Raw genomic sequence first — 16,739 nt, 5'->3', positions numbered from 1 at the left:
TCATACAGACTTGAAATGTTTGGATAGTTTCAGGCCCTGACCCTGATAGTTCGACGCGATACCGGCGCCATAAAGCTGGTCGGGCACATCCGCCATGCGTTCATAGACCAACCGCCCCACGACCTGCCCGTGCTCCAGCACAAACGGGGCCTCGTGACAGCGCACTTCCAACACCCCGCGCGAGCCGGATCCCCCTGCCGCGTCATGGCCAAAGCCGGGATCAAAAAAGCCCGCGTAATGCACGCGGAACTCGCCCACCATGGCAAGAAACGGCGCCATCTCGGCGGCATAGGCAGGCGGGATATGCACTGCTTCGCGACTGACGAGGATGTAAAAGGCACCGGGATCAAGGATGATCTTGCCGTCGGAAGAATGCAGCTCTTCCCAGTATTCCGCCGGGTCGTAATGCCCGATGTTGTCCAGATCGATGACGCCCGTGTGCGGCTTGGCGCGATAGCCCACCAGGGTGCCCTTGGCCGGTTTCAAATCCACCGAGAACCCCAACCCATCGTCAATCACCGCCTCGCCATCCACCAGCGGCGCGCGCTCGTGCAGAACCATCAGGTCATGGTCCGACAGGATGCTTTGGCCCTGCCGGAACCTGATCTGGTTCAGCCGCATGCCCGGACGCACCAGAACCGAGAACGAACGGGGGCAGATTTCCGCATATAGCGGCCCGTGATACCCCGGCTGGATGCGATCAAATTCGGTGCCACCATCGGTGATGGCGCGGGTCAACAGGTCAAGCCGCCCGGTCGAGCTCTTGGCATTGGCCACGGCCTGCACGTCCTGCGGCAGCGCCAGTGATTCCATCAGCGGCACGACATAGACGCAGCCCTTTTCCAGCACCGCCCCGTCTGTCAGGTCGATCTGGTGCATTTCGAATTCCTGCAGGCGATCAGCGACGCTGCGCCCTTGTCCCGCCAGAAACGAGGCCCGCACGCGATAGGCCACATGCCCCAGCCGCAAATCCAGGCTGGCAGGCTGAACCTGGCCTTCGATGGCTGGCGGCTCGGCGATGATCTCGCCCGAGGTCAGCATGTTTTCAATGGCTTGGCTGGGCAATACGCCGGTCATAAGGGTCCCCTTGGATACAAAAAACGCCCGGGCCTTGCGGGCCGCGGGCGGTTTTTAATGGTCGGGCTAGCAGGACTCGAACCTGCGACCTTCCGTCCCCCAGACGGACGCGCTACCAGGCTGCGCCATAGCCCGACGTGAGAGCGTTCATAGCGAATTTGCAGGCGGGGGCAAGTCAAAAAACGTCAAATCCACTCAGGCATTTTCGCTTTGCGCCACGCGGGCGTGCAGCGCAGCGAGCCGATCCAGCAACGCGCGGGCCTCGGCCCGGTTCTCGGCTGTAATTTCGCGGGTGGCCGCCAGTTCCGGCAACAGCGATTGTCCTGGTTCCATCGAGGTCTTGTCCGTCTTGGGCGCTGCTGCGCGCGGTGTCTCTTCGACGCTTTCCGGGGCAGGGGCCTCGGATGGCGCAGCCCTGTCTTCCACGATTTCCGTCGCTTCGGCAACCGGGTCTTCCGCCTCGGTTGACGCAACAGGCTCGGGCTCCGGTTCCTCCGGCGCAGCCTCATTCTCAAGCGGAGCCGCGGAAACGTCTTCTTCCCACGGGTCATCCTCGTCGTCAGAAACCGTGTCAAAGGTCACACGCTGCAGAAAGGCGGGCAATTCGTCCTGACCGGGCAGGGGATCACCCGACGCGGTCGCCGCGTCTTCCGCGACCTCCTCAGCCTCGGGCGCTGCATCCTCGGCGGATTTCACCGGGAACAGGTCGCCCTCCATGTCTGACAGGTCTTCACTTGTGGCGGCCACAGCGTCCGCCGCAGGGGCAAACTCAAGCACCTCGGCTGGCACAGGCATCGCCTCGGGCGGTTGCACCTCGATCACAGCGGCGCCCAGCGGTGCCTCGTCCTGCTCATCGTCCAGCGGTTGCGACAGGGCAGAGACATGTTTCACGCCCTTTTCGCGCAACAGTTTCTGCGCGCCCTTGATGGTCATGCCATCGTCATGCAGCAGCTTCTTGATACCGCCCAACAGGCGCATATCCGCAGGGCGGTAATAGCGCCGCCCCCCGGCACGCTTCACAGGTTTTACTTGTGTAAACTTGCTTTCCCAGAACCGCAGCACATGGGCCTGGGTGTCCAGCCAGTCAGCGACCTCGCTGATGGTGCGAAAGGCGTCTCTGGATTTGCCCATCGCCCGATCCCCGCCTTAGCGCTTGTTGCCGGCGGCGACGCGCTCTTTCATCAGGTGCGATGGGCGAAAGGTCAGCACGCGGCGCGGGCTGATCGGCACTTCCTGTCCGGTCTTGGGATTGCGGCCCACACGGGCGGCCTTGTCGCGGACACTGAACGTTCCGAAAGACGATATCTTGACCTGCTCCCCCTGCACCAGGGCATCGGACATATGGTTCAGAACGGTCTCTACCAACTGAGAGGAGTCATTGCGCGAAAGCCCGACCTCGCGGAACACCGCCTCGCTCAGGTCCATACGGGTCAATGTCTTTTCGCTCATGGTGTGTCCCCCAGAAATGCAGCCGTTTTTGTCGTGTTAGGCACAACATTAGGTGCAAGGAATTTTCCGAGTCAACAAGAACCGTATGGAAACAGCGGTTTAGCCCCGACTCTTCACTGTTCTGGCCGGAATTCGCCGTGAATTACCAACGCAGGACAACCGAACCCCAGGCCAATCCGCCCCCGATCGCCTCGGTCACCAGCAAATCGCCGCGTTTGATCCGGCCCTCGGCGACACCCACCGACAGGGCCAGCGGGATTGAGGCCGCCGAAGTGTTGCCGTGGTCCTGAACCGTGACAATCACGCGCTCCATCGGCACACCCATCTTCTTGGCGGTGCCCTTGATGATGCGGATATTGGCCTGATGCGGCACGATCCAGTCGACCGAGTCGTCGGTCAGCCCGATCTTCGACAAAGCCGTGTGGGCGGTCGAGGTCAGCTTTTCCACTGCCTGACGGAACAAGGCATTGCCCTGCATACGTAATTTGCCGGATTCGCCGCTGGTCGAAACACCACCGTCGACATACAGCATGTCCTTGTAGCGCCCGTCGGAATTCAGGTCCGCAGACAGAATACCGCGGTCGTCGCTGTCGCCGTTGCCAACCTCGGCCTGCATGACCAGCGCGCCTGCGCCATCGCCGAACAACACGCAGGTGGCGCGATCTTCCCAGTCCATGATGCGGCTGAACGTCTCTGCGCCCACCACCAGCACCGTTTTGCACTGGCCCGACAGAATCAGCGCATTGGCATTGGTCAGCGCATAGACAAAGCCCGCGCAGACCGCCTGCACGTCAAAGCCAAAGCCGCGGGTCATGCCCAGTTTGCTTTGCAACATGGTGGCGACCGACGGAAAGGTCAGATCGGGCGTCGAGGTGGCCACGACGATGCCGTCAATCTCATCCGCTTCCATGCCCGCGTCTGCCAGCGCCATCTTGCAGGCCTCATACCCGAGATCCGAGGTGGTCTGACCTTCTGCCGCGAAATGCCGCCGCTCGATCCCCGAGCGCGAGCGAATCCATTCATCCGAAGTGTCCAGGAAGTTTTCGAACTCGGAATTGGGGACAACTCGTTCGGGCAGATAGTGCCCAACGCCTTTGACCACGGCGCGTACTGTCATGTTTGGGTTCCGTTATTGGCTTTCGTCCGCTGACGTGGCGGCATCTTGGGGCAGGCTTACGGCGGATGCAACCCGCGCTGCCAGTTTTTCGGCAAAGCCGGTCTGCCCCAGTTTAAAGGCCAGTTTGATCGCCGCCGACACGCCTGTCGCGTCCGAGGCGCCGTGGGATTTCACCACCGTGCCATTCAGCCCCAGGAACACGCCGCCATTGACCCGGCGCGGGTCAATCCGCTTGTTCAGACGGCGCAACGACGGATAGGCCAAAAGCGCGGCCAGCCGTGACAGGGGGGTATACTTGAACGCCTCGCGCAGCAGCTCTCCAACCAGGCTGGCGGTGCCTTCGCCGGTTTTCAGCGCGACGTTGCCCGTAAACCCATCGGTCACGATCACGTCGACGTTGTTTCCGGGCAGATCGCGCCCTTCGACAAAACCGACAAACTCGAAATGTGCGGCCTCGGCGTTTTCGGCAATCAACTCATGCGCCAGCTTCAACTCGTCGCGGCCCTTGTGCTCTTCGGTGCCGACATTCAGCAAACCGATGCGCGGGTGCTGCAACTCCATGCCGTTGCGGGCATAAGAGGCCCCCATCAGCGCATACTGCAAAAGATCGTTTTCGTCGGCGCGGATGTCTGCGCCAGCGTCCAGCATGATATTGAAGCCCTGCGGGTTGCGCGACGGCCAGAGCACGGCAATGGCCGGGCGGGCAACACCGGGAATCTTACGCAGCCGTACCACCGACAGCATCATCAGCGCGCCGGTATTACCACAGGACACCACCGCATCCGCGTCACCATCGCGCACGCACTCAATGGCGGCCCACATCGAAGTGTCCTTGCCGGAACGCATCACATCGCGCGGCTTGTCCTCCATCGACACAACACCCGAGGCATCGCGAATCTCGACACGGCCTTGCAGGTGCTTTTTCTTGGCGACAAGCTTTTCCAGCCGCTGCGCGGGTCCATGCAGAATGAACCCGATATCCGGATTCTTCTTGGCCGAATGCGAAATGCCGGCAACAACAGCTGCCGGCCCGCGATCGCCACCCATGGCGTCAACAGAGATAATGGTGCGCCCGGCACCCGCTTTCCGTGATGTGGTCTCAGCGGTCATGCGGGCCGGGTCCCCGTCGCTTATGCTGCGTCTTCGTCCAGGTCGACTTCGTCAACCATCGCAACGACTTCGCGGTCGTCATAATGGCCACAAGAGGCGCAGACGTGGTGGGGGCGTTTCAGCTCACCACAGTTGGGGCATTCGTTGGGGTTTGCGGCAACCAATGCGTCATGTGCACGACGGTTGTTGCGGCGCGATTTCGATACTTTGTTCTGCTGGACAGCCATTGTCGCAACCTTCGATTTCTGGGGCGGGATGCCGTTGCATCAAACCCGTTTTCCTGAGCGTCCCGAGGCCTTACGCGGTCTGCGCGCCCAAGTCCAACTCTAAATTCCAATGAGCGCGCGAAAATACTGCGAATCCCGCAATGCGCAAGTCTTATTTTTCGCTCTCTCCCGAGAGCTTGTTGCGCAGCCCCGCCAAACCGGCAAAAGGGCGCGTATCTTCATCTTTCATAGCGGTTTTTCCCGGCTCCGTGAATACCGCCTCGGCGATTTCCGCGCCCTCTTTGCGGGGATAGAGCGGCAGGTTCAGCGCCAACGCCTCGACCATCACCTGTTCAATATCGATCTCGGCGCCCAGGGCCTCGGCATTTTCATCCTCGGGCATCTCGATTTCGTCTTCTTCGTCCGTGTCTTCCGCGGGCATGAACTCAGCAAGGTAGCGGCGCTCGACGGGCACATCTATGCGTGTGGTCACCGGCTCCAGCGTCACCACGCAGGGCTGCACAACCGTGGCCCCCAGGGTGGCCACTACCTCCCAGTCCGATGTGCCCAGGGCGCGAATCTCTCCGTGCAAACGCAGTTTTCGCAAATCAACAAGCCGCAGGTCCTTGGCGATGGCCGCGCAAGACGCCGCGTCAGGGCGCAAATCAAAGCTGGTTTTGCGGTTTTGCCGCAGGTCCGAGACGCGGAATCGGGTCTTGGTGTCAGACGTATCATTCATGAGCACTGCGTATCCCTTACTTGAACCGGCGGCTATCATTCTGTAATCGGGATAAAAGGCGTCAGAAGCCAAGGCAAGAGGGCAGTTATGACCGGTGGATTGAAACATGTGCGGCGCGTGATCATCGCTTCATGTCTTGTGGGCCTTGTGGCCTGCACCGCGCAATATCGCAATCACGGCTATGTGCCGCTGCCTGAGGACCTGGAAAAGATCAAGGTTGGCGTCGACACCCGCGACAGCGTGGCCGAGGCCGTGGGCACCCCCTCTGCCGCCGGCGTGCTGGACGAGGGCGGCTATTACTACGTGCGGACGCAGGTGCGCCACTATGGCGCCCGGGCGCCTCAGGTGGTCGATCGCCGCCTTGTCGCGATCACCTTTGATTCCCGCGGGCTTGTCCGCAATATCGAAGAATTCACGCTCGAGGATGGCAACCTTGTGCCACTGACCCGTCGCGTGACCGATAATGACATCGACAATCCTGGCTTCCTCAAGCAGATCATCGGCAATATCGGCAACTACGGCGGCTTTGATAACACCGGGGGCTGACCCGGATCCGGGCGGCCTGATCGGGGCCGCCATCCGACGGTCATTCAATTGTCACGCAGCCCGCTCTATATAGGGATGAGGCAAAGGGACGAGACAGCCATGACCCCATTGGCCAAAGGGCGCTATCAGGCGCGCATCGCCGAGACCCCGGCAGACCTGCAGGCCGCGCAGGCCCTGCGTCGGCAGGCGTTTCTCGGCGATGATCAGGGTGGGCTGGATGCAGATGCCTTTGACGCACTTTGCACCCATTTTCTTGTCGAAGACCGGAATACGGGCCGGTTGGTCTGTTGTTTCCGCATTCTACCGCTGGCCGACGGCGCCGAGATTGGCCGCAGCTACGCGGCGCAGTTCTACGAGCTGAGCGCGCTCAAAGGGTTTGACGGGCGCATGGTCGAGATGGGGCGCTTTTGCATTCACCCCGATGTGCAGGACGCTGATATCCTGCGCGTCGCCTGGGGGGCGATGACCACATACGTCGATGAAAACAATGTGGAAATGCTGTTTGGTTGTTCGTCGTTTTCGGGCACGGATGCCGCCGAATACTTTGACGCCTTTGCCATGCTGCGTGACAAGCATCTGGCCCCGAAACGCTGGCTGCCCCAGGTCAAGGCGCCAAACGTCTTTCGTTTTGCCGCGCGCCTGCGCCGCAAACCCGACCCCAAACGCGCCCAGATGCGCATGCCGCCCCTGCTCAGAACCTATCTGTTGATGGGCGGCTGGGTCAGCGACCATGCGGTGGTCGACAGCCAGATGAACACGCTGCATGTTTTTACCGGCCTTGAAATCCGCGCAATCCCCCCGGCCCGCAAACGCCTGCTCCGGGCAATTGCGGTATAAAGATTTTATGCCTCCGGCGGGGATATTTTTGGCCAAAAGAAGAGTGGTTGACGCAGCTGGTCGGGGCAGGTAGCCCCACCACATGGCTCGTATTCCTTTGTTACAGATGAGCGGGATCTCGCTGACGTTCGGCGGAGACCCGGTATTCGATGGTCTGGACCTCGTGGTTCAGCCCGGTGACCGTGTTGCTCTTGTGGGGCGCAATGGCTCGGGCAAGTCGACCCTGATGAAGGTCATGGCCGGACTGGTCGAGGCCGACAGGGGCGACATCGTGGTGCCTGCGGGCGTGTCCGTGGGCTATATGGAGCAGGACCCGGACATGTCGGGCTTTGCCACGCTGGGGGATTTCGCCAGTGCCGCGCTGGAGCCGGGCGAGTTGTACAAGGTCGAGCGCGCAGGCGAGGGGCTAAAGTTTGATCCCGCGCGCCCCGTTGAGACCGCCTCGGGTGGGGAACGCCGCCGGGCGGCGCTGGCGCGGCTGATGGCCGAAGCGCCCGAGCTGATGCTTTTGGACGAGCCGACCAACCATCTGGATATCGAGGCCATTGGCTGGTTGGAAGGCGAGCTTGCCAGCACCCGCGCGGCCTATGTGCTGATCTCTCACGACCGCGCCTTTCTGCGCGCCCTGACCCGCGCGACGCTCTGGATCGACCGGGGGTCTGTGCGGCGGCAGGAAAAGGGATTCGACGCTTTTGAAGAGTGGCGCGACAAGATCTGGGAAGAAGAAGACCTCCAGCGCCACAAGATGGACCGCAAGATCAAATCCGAGGCCCGCTGGGCCGTGGAAGGCATCAGCGCCCGGCGCAAGCGCAACATGGGTCGCGTGAGAGCCCTGCGCGATCTGCGGTCGGAACGCTCGGCGATGATCCGGCGGCAGGGTGCGGCGGCGATGGCTTTTGCGTCGGGGCCGAAATCCGGCAAGAAAGTCATTGATGCCAAGGATGTGTCCAAGTCTTTTGATGGCCAGCCCATTGTGCACAAGTTTTCGATCACCATCCAGCGCGGCGACCGCGTGGCCTTTGTCGGCCCCAACGGCGTGGGCAAGACCACGGTGATCAAGATGCTGATGGACCAGCTGGCGCCGGATGAGGGCACCGTGACGCTGGGCACCAATCTCTATCCGGCGATCTTTGACCAGACCCGCGCGCAGCTGGATCCGGACATGACCCTTTGGGACAGCCTGACCAGCGATCCGGATATGCGCGTTTCGGGCAAGGCCGATCAGGTCATGGTGCGCGGCACCCCCAAGCATGTTGTCGGTTATCTCAAGGAGTTTCTGTTCGACGATGCCCAGGCCCGCGCCCCGGTGCGCTCGCTCTCGGGCGGGGAAAAGGCACGGCTGTTGCTGGCCAAGCTGATGGCGCGGGAAAGCAACCTCTTGGTGCTGGACGAGCCGACCAACGATCTGGATGTGGAAACGCTCGATCTGTTGCAAGAGCTTCTTGATGACTATGACGGCACCGTCCTTTTGGTCAGTCACGACCGTGATTTTCTGGATCGTGTGGCCACCACCACCGTTGCCATGGAGGGCGATGGACGGGCCACGGTCTATGCCGGCGGCTGGAGCGACTATCGCGCGCAGCGGGGTGGCGACGCACCACAAAAGGTCGAAAAATCAAAGCCTAAGGTCGAAAAGCTCAAGCAGGAAAAAACCCAGAAAGAAGGCCTCAGCTTTACCGAAAAGCACCGTCTTGAGAAACTGCCCGCCATCATGGAACGACTCGAGGCCGAGATCGCCAAACTGGAAGCATTCCTCATGGACCCTGATCTGTTCACAAAAGAGCCGGTCAAGTTCCAGAAAGCCACAGAGGCGCTGGTGGAACGTCAGACCGCGCTGTCAGATGCCGAAGAGGAATGGCTGGAACTCGAGGAAAAGGCCGGGGGATGACGCATCCGTAGGTCGGACAAATTTGTCCGACCTACCTCACGATCCGCGGTAGGTATCCGTTGCGCAGGGCAGTCAGGGTTGGGGCCGGTGTCAGAACGGTTACCGCGCCGAAGGGTCGCTTGAATGCCGCGCTGTAACCTGTTGGAGAAAAGGGAAAAACAGCGTCTCCCGAAATCAACGCCGCCCCTTGCTCCGTCATCACGAACGCCCCATCCGGCAGGTCCTGCGCCATGGCCTCGTGACGTCTTTGCCGGAACACCCTTGGCACCGCTCTGGCCGCATGGAGCTCTGCATCAAACGCCCCGACCTTGCCCTCATGCCCCGCCGCATCGAGAAAGGCAAAGAAATCGCTCCGCCGGCATTCACAGCACGGCCGATGCCCCGCCGCCAGCGCCACCGCCTCGTCATGAAAGAACAATTCGGTATAGCGGTTCGGCGTCATCGGCACACGCCGACGTCCCTTGAACCGGGTCACGCAGCACACCCAGGCCTTGTGCTTCCAGCGCGCCTTGCCCAACTGCCGCTGATCGTCATGCAGCACCCCGCGATTGCCCAGAAACGCCCCCCGCGCCGGGTGGGCGAGGATCTCTCCGGTAGGCTGAACGCGGTTCTGCAGGGGCATATTGCAAGTTTGTGAGGGAATGACCGGTTTGGCAAGCCTCCTGCCGCCTCTCAGCGCTTTCCAGTTCCAATGCCCGGGTCCACAAGACCAAGACCGATCTCATGGCTCCTTTGCAAAAGCCCCTGCCGCCGCTCTGGTGATCCCGTTGAGCCATAGAGCAGTTCCAACCGACGGGGCGAAAACCCGAAATAGCCAAATGTTCCGTCAATCCAGGCCGTTTCCAAAGCGCTGGCATACCCTTTCTCCGCCATTTCGTCCGACCGCGCCCCGGCGGGCACCAGCAGCACGCCAGAGCGGGGCCTCTGACACGACAGATTCGGGTCATCCAACTGGTCATAGGCCCAACCCCAGCTCCAGACCCGGTCCACCCAGCCTTTTGTCACCGCCGGCATGCCCCACCAGAACAGAGGAAACACCATGCAGATCGCGTCGGCCCGCGCGATCCTCGCCTGCTCAAGGGCAACATCTGGCGGGATTTGCTCTGGTGACCCATCGGCCTCGATATCGGCCAGCGACCAGCGGGGATCAAATCCCTCGGCATTGAGATCAGCCAGCTCGACCGTATGGCCAGCCCTGGTTGCCCCTGCCATGAAGGCATGCGCAACTGCCGCGCTAAATGAGTTGGGGTCCGGATGGTCGAGAACTGTCAGAACGTGCATGGAAAACCCTTACGAGTGTTGGTTGGGGGCACTTTCTAAAGGTTCAAGTAAGGTTGAGGTCAAGCGCAAATTTGGCCGTGGAGCTCAGGGGTAAACAAAGAAAAGCCCGCAGTGCACACCGCGGGCCTTGTTTGCTTTCAGGCGCAGGGCCTTCACTGCATCCGCAACGCGCCGTCGATGCGGATCACTTCGCCGTTCAGATACCCCGACTCGACGATGAACTGCGCCAGCTTGGCGTATTCCTCGGGACGACCCAGCCGCTTGGGGCAGGTGACGTCCTGGGCCAGTTGGTCCTGCACCTCTTGCGGCAGCCCCATCAGCATCGGCGTCAGGAAGATGCCCGGCGCAATTGCCATGACGCGTATGCCGGACCGTGCCAGATCGCGGGCCATGGGCAGGGACAATCCGACGATGCCCCCTTTTGAGGCCGCATAGGCCGCCTGGCCGCGCTGGCCGTCCATCGCCGCAATCGAGGCGGTGTTGATGATGACACCGCGTGCGCCATCGTCCGCTGCCGGGTTCTCGGCGATCACCTCGGCGGCCAGACGGGCGACGTTGAACGAGCCCACCAGATTGATGTCGATGGTCTGCTGAAAGATGTGCAGAGGGTGGGGGCCCTTTTTGCCGATGGTGGTGGCAGCAGGCGCGATACCGGCGCAGTTCACTGCCGCCGTGATCTTGCCCATGGCGGCCTTGGCTGCGGCGATCCCGGCAGCGACCGAGTCCTCGTCCGTCACGTCGACCTTGTGAAAGGTGCCGCCCAATTCGGCAGCGACCTTTTCCCCGGCCTCTTCGTTCAGGTCGAACAGCGCGACCTTGGCGCCGCTGGCGGCAAACTGGCGGGCGGTGGCTTCTCCGAGGCCCGAAGCCCCTCCGGTGATGACGGCACAGGTGTCGGCGATAGTCATGGGGCTCTCCTCAGACGACATGAAATGAACATGCGTTCAGATAACCGAGGAGAGGGGCCTCTGTCCAGTGGCACGAGGCGTCGAAATCCTTCGGAAGTTAACAGCGGGTAAAAGTTGTACAACTTGTACAACATGGAGAAAGGCCCCAAAAAATGTTGTACAACATGGAGAAACCCGCGCTTTTGCACGGGTTTCACTGTCTGTTAACGGTTTGGTGTGGCGGGGTCAGTCGCCGAGCTGCACCAGCGCGTGACGCTTCTTGCCAGCGCTCAGCTTGATCGGCGAAGACAGCGCCCCGGCGTCAATCATCAGCCCGGCATCGGTCAGGGGCGCGTCGTCCAGCTTGGCGCCGTTCTCCGAGATCAGACGCTTGGCTTCCTTGCCTGACTTGGCAAGACCGGACTTGACGATAAGTTGGACGATCGACACGGGCAGATCATCAGATGTCACTGAAATTGTTGGCAAATCATCGCCCACGCCGCCCTTTTCAAAGACCTCACGGGCGGTGGCAGCGGCAGTTGCAGCAGCCTCTGCGCCATGGCACAGCGTGGTCACTTCATTGGCCAGGATGATCTTGGCGTCATTGATCTCTTGCCCTTCCAGCGCGCCGAGTCTGTTACATTCGTCCACCGGCAACTCACTGTAAAGCTTGAGGAATCTTCCAACATCTGCGTCCGTCGTGTTGCGCCAGAACTGCCAGAACTCATATGGGCTGCGCATGTCGGCATTCAGCCACACCGCCCCATCCGCCGACTTGCCCATCTTCTTGCCGTCCGAAGTCGTCAAGAGCGGCGAGGTCAGGCCAAAGATCTGGTTGTCGATCACCCGGCGCGTCAGGTCGATTCCGTTGACGATATTGCCCCACTGATCCGAGCCACCGAACTGAACCAGACAGCCATAGCGGCGATTTAGTTCAAGGAAATCATAAGCTTGCAGGATCATGTAGTTGAATTCGAGGAACGACAGCGACTGCTCGCGGTCCAGCCGTGACTTGACGGATTCGAACGACAGCATCCGGTTGACCGAGAAGTGCCGCCCAATGTCGCGCAGGAAATCGAGATAGTTCAGATCGTCCAGCCACTCGGCATTGTTCAGCATCAACGCGCCTGTTGGGCCGTCATCGTACGAGACGTATTTGGCGAATACCTGTTTGATTCCATTGATGTTTTCATCAATCATATCGGGTGTCAGCAGGGGGCGCTCATCCGCCCGGAACGACGGGTCCCCAACCTTGGTCGTGCCCCCGCCCATCAGCGTGATCGGCTTGTGCCCGGTCTTTTGCAACCAGCGCAGCATCATGATCTGGATCAGGCTGCCCACATGCAACGATTTCGCCGTTGCATCAAAGCCGATATAGCCCGGTACCACACCCTTGGTCAGCGCCTCGTCGAGGCCCTGGTAATCGGTGCAGTCCGCCAGGAATCCGCGTTCGATCATCACCGACATAAAGTCGGACTTGGGGTGGTAGGTCATGCTATTGGCCTTGTGTTTATGGCCCTTTGGGGCCTTGCGATGGTTAAGCCCCGTACTTGGCAAACTGCTCCCGGCTTGTAAAGACCAAGGGCCCTAAAACCCTGAAATCCGTTCAACCAGCCAAAAGGTTGCAACACCCCCGACCGCATAGGCCGTCAGGGTTGGGGTGATCGCAGTTAAGCCACTGACAGACATCGGAAAAACCGCAATCAGCCGCCTCAGCACAAACAGGCAGGTGACAACCACCAAAACGAAAGAAACCTGACCCAATTCGACGCCAAGGTTAAACCCCAGCAGCGCCAGCGGAATGTCGTTGGCAGGCAGGCCAATCTCGGTCAACGCCCCGGCAAAACCAAGCCCATGCAAGAGGCCAAAGGCAAAGGACACAACCCAGGGCGCGCGCTCTGACAGACGCGGATTGCGGGGGTCGTGCTTTAACACTTCGATTGCAAGAAACACGATGGAAAGCGCGATGATCGCTTCCACCGGCGGGCCGGGCAACGACACATAGCCAAGTGCGGCCAGCCCCAGGGTGATCGAATGCGCGACGGTAAAGGCCGTAATGGCCCCGATCAGCCGCCACGTGTCGCGGATCAGCAGGAGAAGCGCAAAGACAAACAAAAGGTGGTCCCACCCCTCCAGAATATGCTCGAACCCCAGCGCCAGATAGCTGGACAAGACGCCCAGGGCGGTTGGCGTGGCGGTCACGGTGACATAGGTGTTCTCCGGTGTCAGGCGAAGGGTGTTCGTGCGCCCATCCCTGTATTCAATGCGCGCCAGAACGTCTGTGCGCTGTGTTGCAAGTCCTTGAATTTCTATAGTTTTCCCAGCAACCTCTTCCGAGCATTCCGACACCCATGAGGTCACCCAGGCAGACCCGTCATGCCGTGGCTCCAGGGACACGGGCGCATCACACACCGACGGCAGGACGGCCTCGATCTGCATGGGTTTACCCTGCACATCGGGCTTGCGAAAGAACACCTGCCAGGTCGAGGGCGCCATTTGCTTGAGGCTGAGATACCCCGGTTCCAGCGCATGCGCCGAAGCCATGGTCATGGTCAGCACCCACAAGGCAACCGCTGTGGCAAAAACCCGGGCGATCATTGTGAAGCCTCGGCAGGGGGCCCGAACCGTTCCGGCACGATGATCTCGTAACTTGCCTTGAGCTCGTCAAAGCGGATCTCGGACAGGTCTTGCGCCGTGTCTCGGGACCATTCGCGCAGAACTGCATCGCGGACGTCGTCAAAGTCGGGCAGGCGCGCCGGAGCACGGTCGGTGATGCGCACGAGATGATAGCCAAATGCAGACTGCACAGGGCCGCTCCAGACGTTGGACGGCAGCGTGTCGAGGGTCGCAAAGACGCCGCGCCCGAGCAGCCCATCAACCTGCGCGGCGCGCGACGGGGGGACATAGCCGGGCAGTTGGCTGGGCTGGCCCGCTTGCTGCGGGTCTGCACCGCTCTCCAGCGCCGCCTTGACCTCAGAGATCGCGGCGTCAGAGGCCATATCCTGTCCGAGGAACACCTGTTCAAACGCCAACCAGCCGGGCTGTTGAAAGCGGAGCGGGTTGTCCTGCATGAAGGCCCGCAACACCTCATCCTCTGGTACCAGCGACCGGGCGCCGGATTCCAGAAGGAAGGTCATCTTTTGCACCAGCCGGTTGCGAATGATCTCATCCCCGATGTCCAGCCCAAGGTATTCAGCCTCGCGCACCAGCACTTCCTGGCGGATCAATGTTTCCACCAACAGGGCGAGTTCCGTCCCGCTGGGGGGACGCTGGCGGGCGGCCTCGAACCGCAGCGCCAGACGCTCTACGTCCTGTTCATCTATCAGAATACGGTTGGTCTCTTCGGGTTCCGGTTCGGGCGTGCTGACAAATGCGAACCACGCAAAAAGGGCCGCCCCCAGAAGCAGAAAGTGAAGCAGGGGCTCTCGTAGGAATGGCATTCTCATGTCTCGGAAGTAAGGGTTCAGACAAAGCAGGGACCGCCAAAAAATAAGCGGTCCCTGTCATAGGATTTTCAGTGTGGAATCAACCGGGTGTGTACCAAATTGGCGAAGAATAGGCGCGTTCCTGATGGATCAGTTGCGCTTCTTCCGGCAACTCGATTCCATAGCGTACCTTGTCATACACAACCCAGCGCGGGGTCGGAATTTCCAGCACGCGGACATAGTAAAAGGCCCGCTCATTTGCATCAAAATCCGGGTCGGTCCAGACGGTCATAAGTTCCGAGGCACCGATGGTGTTGGACCAGCTTGCCGCGTCCAGATCAACCGTGTTGCCGACCTCGGGCACCATGCCGTTTGCATCCGCCTCGCGATCACCGGACCATGCCACGTCATAGACCTTTTCATGAAGCTGGCCATCGGCATCCATCCAGCCTTTGACGACCTGCATACGGTCGAGGTTTGCCCCGATCGGGTCGCGTAGCGAGAACAGCATGAAAGACGGCGCGCCGTCCCCGGTGTTCGGAGGCAGGTCGCCGCCCATGGGGACACCTTTTTCATAGCCGGTCACTGCCGGGGTGCGGCTGCGCAGGTCATCGTCGGTAAAGTTCCATCCCCCGAAAAAGCGCAGGCCAATGCGCGGGCCGGTGGTGGCATAGGTTTCACGACGCTTGAATGCATCAAAAATGGCCGAACGGGTGTTTTCCGTGGCCCAGACTGCGGTGTATCCCGAGGCCACCAGCTCGTGCCCTTCGATGCGACCGAGGTCGCTGGCGATGAAGGGGTGGTCAATACGGGTGGGCGAAGGTTCAACACTCACGGATTTTGAGAAGAAGTTGTCTTCATCCGCCGTTGTGAGCGCGGTATGGCTGTCGGTCGCCCCGCCCATGCCGAACTTGTAGGGGTTGGTGCCAAACTTGGCCTCGAGCGCGAGACCCTGTTTCAGAGCTTCGCGGGCATACTCGCCTTTCAGCATGTCGTCGGTCTTGAGTTCGGTCAGGTCGAGGTTGCCTTTGTCCCAGTTCTCGTAGTCGGCAAACTGGTCATCCGGGCTGAGGAATGGGTGCGCTTCGCCATCGCCCTTGATCTGGGTGACCTCGTAGTGCGGCTCCCATTTGGCGCGCTTTTCGACATAGTCCTGATCGACCTTGCCACCGTGATAGGTGTCGGTTGTCGGGAACATCCAGCCGTTCGAAAGGTTGCCATTGTGGGAAAACGCCACGGCGCGGCCACCGGTTTTTTCTTGATAGGCTTCGAGCCAGTCATAGAGCATATGCGGATTTGTATCGCCATAAGGCGGCTGAGTGACCGGCGGCACCACCTGGAGTGCGCGCATGGCGCCGTCGCGCAGCATCACGTTGCGGTGCAGGTTGAAGCCCTTGGGCACCGAGGTCCATTCAAACCCGATAAAGGCAGAGAACTCGCCGGGATCGTTATGCTCTTCGGCGGCCATCACGATCTTTTCCCAGGTAAAGGCGTAAGGATCGGCGCCGGGGCTGTAAGCCTCCAAAATGGCCTCAGGGAGGGTCATTTGCGAAAAGTTGGTGATGAGGTCAAAGGCGGTTTTGCCCGCTTCGGCGCCACCCTTTTTATACCCTTCGTACCATTCGCGTCCCTTGGGATCTGCCAGGATCGTCGGGTTGCCGGCTTGCAGGTCCGGGGCAAAGCCCATGAGGTCGGTATGATCGGTCAGGACCATCCAATCCAGAGGGCGGCTGAGCTTGACAGGCTGGCCGGTCGAGGAAATGACCTGTTCGCCCTTGGCAAAGCGCCATGCGTCATCGGGTCCGAGGATGTTGCCAAACGCGCCAGCGTCCAATGACAGGCCGGTGTGGAGGTGCGTCTCGCCCCAAAGCGGGAACAGCGGCACATCTCGATTTGCATAGGGAGAGTAGGGCGCGTTTCCAAATGCGCTTTCGGCGGCTTCCTTGGTGGGCACCGCATCGGCAAAGGCAACAGAACTGCCCAGCGTGAGCGCGAGTGCGCTTGTCATCAGTTTCTTCATGAATATCTCCCCTTGAGTATTAGTTACTGAAAAAAACACATGGGCGCGGGCTGGATCCGGGCGCACAAGCGAAAATCGCACTTGCCACTCCACAATAACGCGAATGTTGTTTTTTGCAAAACTGGGAAGCAATTCTGGGGGGATTCAAGGTTGGATG

General features: G+C 60.6%; 17 protein-coding genes and 1 tRNA gene. 3 read left to right on the top strand and 15 right to left on the bottom strand.

Annotated elements, in window-relative coordinates; all coding sequences use genetic code 11:
- The 8 genes from EK369_RS03480 to EK369_RS03445 form a co-directional block, all read right to left on the bottom strand.
- Positions 1-1,077 (bottom strand): 2'-deoxycytidine 5'-triphosphate deaminase, encoded by a 1,077-nt coding sequence (locus EK369_RS03480; RefSeq protein WP_127112274.1) that lies wholly within the window; start codon positions 1,075-1,077, stop codon positions 1-3.
- 58 nt (positions 1,078-1,135) lie between these two features.
- A tRNA-Pro gene (locus EK369_RS03475) sits at positions 1,136-1,212 on the bottom strand.
- Between the two features lie 60 nt (positions 1,213-1,272).
- Complete coding sequence (locus tag EK369_RS22110) at positions 1,273-2,208, bottom strand: MerR family transcriptional regulator (protein ID WP_235871332.1); 936 nt, start codon at positions 2,206-2,208, stop codon at positions 1,273-1,275.
- A gap of 15 nt (positions 2,209-2,223) precedes the next feature.
- Positions 2,224-2,526, bottom strand: coding sequence for an integration host factor subunit alpha (gene ihfA / locus EK369_RS03465; RefSeq protein WP_127112273.1), 303 nt, complete (start codon positions 2,524-2,526; stop codon positions 2,224-2,226).
- 142 nt (positions 2,527-2,668) lie between these two features.
- Positions 2,669-3,643, bottom strand: coding sequence for a beta-ketoacyl-ACP synthase III (locus EK369_RS03460; protein WP_127112272.1), 975 nt, complete (start codon positions 3,641-3,643; stop codon positions 2,669-2,671).
- A 12-nt stretch (positions 3,644-3,655) separates the two neighbouring features.
- Positions 3,656-4,753: a phosphate acyltransferase PlsX gene (gene plsX, locus EK369_RS03455; RefSeq protein ID WP_127112271.1), complete on the bottom strand. Its 1,098-nt coding sequence runs from the start codon at positions 4,751-4,753 to the stop codon at positions 3,656-3,658.
- Between the two features lie 20 nt (positions 4,754-4,773).
- On the bottom strand, positions 4,774-4,980 hold the full coding sequence (rpmF, locus tag EK369_RS03450) for a 50S ribosomal protein L32 (RefSeq protein WP_127112270.1): 207 nt from the start codon (positions 4,978-4,980) through the stop codon (positions 4,774-4,776).
- A gap of 151 nt (positions 4,981-5,131) precedes the next feature.
- Positions 5,132-5,698 (bottom strand): YceD family protein, encoded by a 567-nt coding sequence (locus tag EK369_RS03445; protein WP_127112269.1) that lies wholly within the window; start codon positions 5,696-5,698, stop codon positions 5,132-5,134.
- Between the two features lie 87 nt (positions 5,699-5,785).
- On the opposite strand from EK369_RS03445, the gene EK369_RS03440 reads away from it, so the two are divergent.
- From EK369_RS03440 to EK369_RS03430, 3 genes are all read left to right on the top strand, one after another.
- On the top strand, positions 5,786-6,244 hold the full coding sequence (locus tag EK369_RS03440) for an outer membrane protein assembly factor BamE (RefSeq protein ID WP_127112268.1): 459 nt from the start codon (positions 5,786-5,788) through the stop codon (positions 6,242-6,244).
- A 99-nt stretch (positions 6,245-6,343) separates the two neighbouring features.
- Complete coding sequence (locus EK369_RS03435; protein ID WP_127112267.1) at positions 6,344-7,081, top strand: GNAT family N-acetyltransferase; 738 nt, start codon at positions 6,344-6,346, stop codon at positions 7,079-7,081.
- 82 nt (positions 7,082-7,163) lie between these two features.
- The gene (locus EK369_RS03430) at positions 7,164-8,969 is read left to right on the top strand and encodes an ABC-F family ATP-binding cassette domain-containing protein (protein WP_127112266.1); all 1,806 of its coding nucleotides are present in this window, start codon (positions 7,164-7,166) and stop codon (positions 8,967-8,969) included.
- Positions 8,970-9,000: 31 nt separating this feature from the next.
- Here EK369_RS03430 and EK369_RS03425 read toward each other — a convergent pair whose 3' ends face one another.
- From EK369_RS03425 to EK369_RS03395, 7 genes are all read right to left on the bottom strand, one after another.
- Entirely contained in the window at positions 9,001-9,591 is a 591-nt protein-coding gene (locus EK369_RS03425; protein ID WP_127112265.1) for a hypothetical protein, read from the bottom strand.
- Between the two features lie 50 nt (positions 9,592-9,641).
- Positions 9,642-10,250, bottom strand: coding sequence for an NAD(P)H-dependent oxidoreductase (locus EK369_RS03420; RefSeq protein ID WP_127112264.1), 609 nt, complete (start codon positions 10,248-10,250; stop codon positions 9,642-9,644).
- Between the two features lie 152 nt (positions 10,251-10,402).
- Positions 10,403-11,158, bottom strand: coding sequence for an SDR family oxidoreductase (locus EK369_RS03415; protein WP_127112263.1), 756 nt, complete (start codon positions 11,156-11,158; stop codon positions 10,403-10,405).
- A gap of 225 nt (positions 11,159-11,383) precedes the next feature.
- Positions 11,384-12,631 (bottom strand): tyrosine--tRNA ligase, encoded by a 1,248-nt coding sequence (gene tyrS, locus EK369_RS03410; RefSeq protein ID WP_127112262.1) that lies wholly within the window; start codon positions 12,629-12,631, stop codon positions 11,384-11,386.
- A gap of 93 nt (positions 12,632-12,724) precedes the next feature.
- Positions 12,725-13,735 (bottom strand): HupE/UreJ family protein, encoded by a 1,011-nt coding sequence (locus tag EK369_RS03405; protein WP_164726843.1) that lies wholly within the window; start codon positions 13,733-13,735, stop codon positions 12,725-12,727.
- On the bottom strand, positions 13,732-14,577 hold the full coding sequence (locus EK369_RS03400; protein WP_164726840.1) for a peptidyl-prolyl cis-trans isomerase: 846 nt from the start codon (positions 14,575-14,577) through the stop codon (positions 13,732-13,734). Before EK369_RS03400 ends, EK369_RS03405 begins: the two co-directional genes overlap by 4 nt.
- 85 nt (positions 14,578-14,662) lie before the next feature.
- A complete protein-coding gene (locus EK369_RS03395; RefSeq protein ID WP_127112260.1) occupies positions 14,663-16,582 on the bottom strand; it encodes a DUF3604 domain-containing protein in 1,920 nt (639 codons plus the stop codon).
- Between the last annotated feature and the right edge of the window lie 157 nt (positions 16,583-16,739).

The sequence above is a fragment of the Shimia sediminis genome, from assembly GCF_003990645.1.
Classification (GTDB): domain Bacteria; phylum Pseudomonadota; class Alphaproteobacteria; order Rhodobacterales; family Rhodobacteraceae; genus Shimia; species Shimia sediminis.
The sequence above is the reverse complement of the archived record's forward strand: the minus strand, read 5'-3'. Positions and strand labels throughout refer to the sequence as shown.

What these genes read in the sequence shown, in the direction of transcription:
- plsX (WP_127112271.1), bottom strand. Translation starts at nt 4,753, where the DNA reads ATGACCGCTGAGACCACATCACGGAAAGCGGGTGCCGGGCGCACCATT.
- EK369_RS03445 (WP_127112269.1), bottom strand. Translation starts at nt 5,698, where the DNA reads ATGAATGATACGTCTGACACCAAGACCCGATTCCGCGTCTCGGACCTG.
- EK369_RS03430 (WP_127112266.1), top strand. Translation starts at nt 7,164, where the DNA reads ATGGCTCGTATTCCTTTGTTACAGATGAGCGGGATCTCGCTGACGTTC.
- EK369_RS03425 (WP_127112265.1), bottom strand. Translation starts at nt 9,591, where the DNA reads ATGCCCCTGCAGAACCGCGTTCAGCCTACCGGAGAGATCCTCGCCCAC.
- EK369_RS03400 (WP_164726840.1), bottom strand. Translation starts at nt 14,577, where the DNA reads ATGCCATTCCTACGAGAGCCCCTGCTTCACTTTCTGCTTCTGGGGGCG.
- EK369_RS03435 (WP_127112267.1), top strand. Translation starts at nt 6,344, where the DNA reads ATGACCCCATTGGCCAAAGGGCGCTATCAGGCGCGCATCGCCGAGACC.
- EK369_RS03480 (WP_127112274.1), bottom strand. Translation starts at nt 1,077, where the DNA reads ATGACCGGCGTATTGCCCAGCCAAGCCATTGAAAACATGCTGACCTCG.
- EK369_RS03420 (WP_127112264.1), bottom strand. Translation starts at nt 10,250, where the DNA reads ATGCACGTTCTGACAGTTCTCGACCATCCGGACCCCAACTCATTTAGC.
- tyrS (WP_127112262.1), bottom strand. Translation starts at nt 12,631, where the DNA reads ATGACCTACCACCCCAAGTCCGACTTTATGTCGGTGATGATCGAACGC.
- EK369_RS03395 (WP_127112260.1), bottom strand. Translation starts at nt 16,582, where the DNA reads ATGAAGAAACTGATGACAAGCGCACTCGCGCTCACGCTGGGCAGTTCT.
- EK369_RS03440 (WP_127112268.1), top strand. Translation starts at nt 5,786, where the DNA reads ATGACCGGTGGATTGAAACATGTGCGGCGCGTGATCATCGCTTCATGT.
- ihfA (WP_127112273.1), bottom strand. Translation starts at nt 2,526, where the DNA reads ATGAGCGAAAAGACATTGACCCGTATGGACCTGAGCGAGGCGGTGTTC.
- rpmF (WP_127112270.1), bottom strand. Translation starts at nt 4,980, where the DNA reads ATGGCTGTCCAGCAGAACAAAGTATCGAAATCGCGCCGCAACAACCGT.
- EK369_RS03415 (WP_127112263.1), bottom strand. Translation starts at nt 11,158, where the DNA reads ATGACTATCGCCGACACCTGTGCCGTCATCACCGGAGGGGCTTCGGGC.
- EK369_RS22110 (WP_235871332.1), bottom strand. Translation starts at nt 2,208, where the DNA reads ATGGGCAAATCCAGAGACGCCTTTCGCACCATCAGCGAGGTCGCTGAC.
- EK369_RS03460 (WP_127112272.1), bottom strand. Translation starts at nt 3,643, where the DNA reads ATGACAGTACGCGCCGTGGTCAAAGGCGTTGGGCACTATCTGCCCGAA.
- EK369_RS03405 (WP_164726843.1), bottom strand. Translation starts at nt 13,735, where the DNA reads ATGATCGCCCGGGTTTTTGCCACAGCGGTTGCCTTGTGGGTGCTGACC.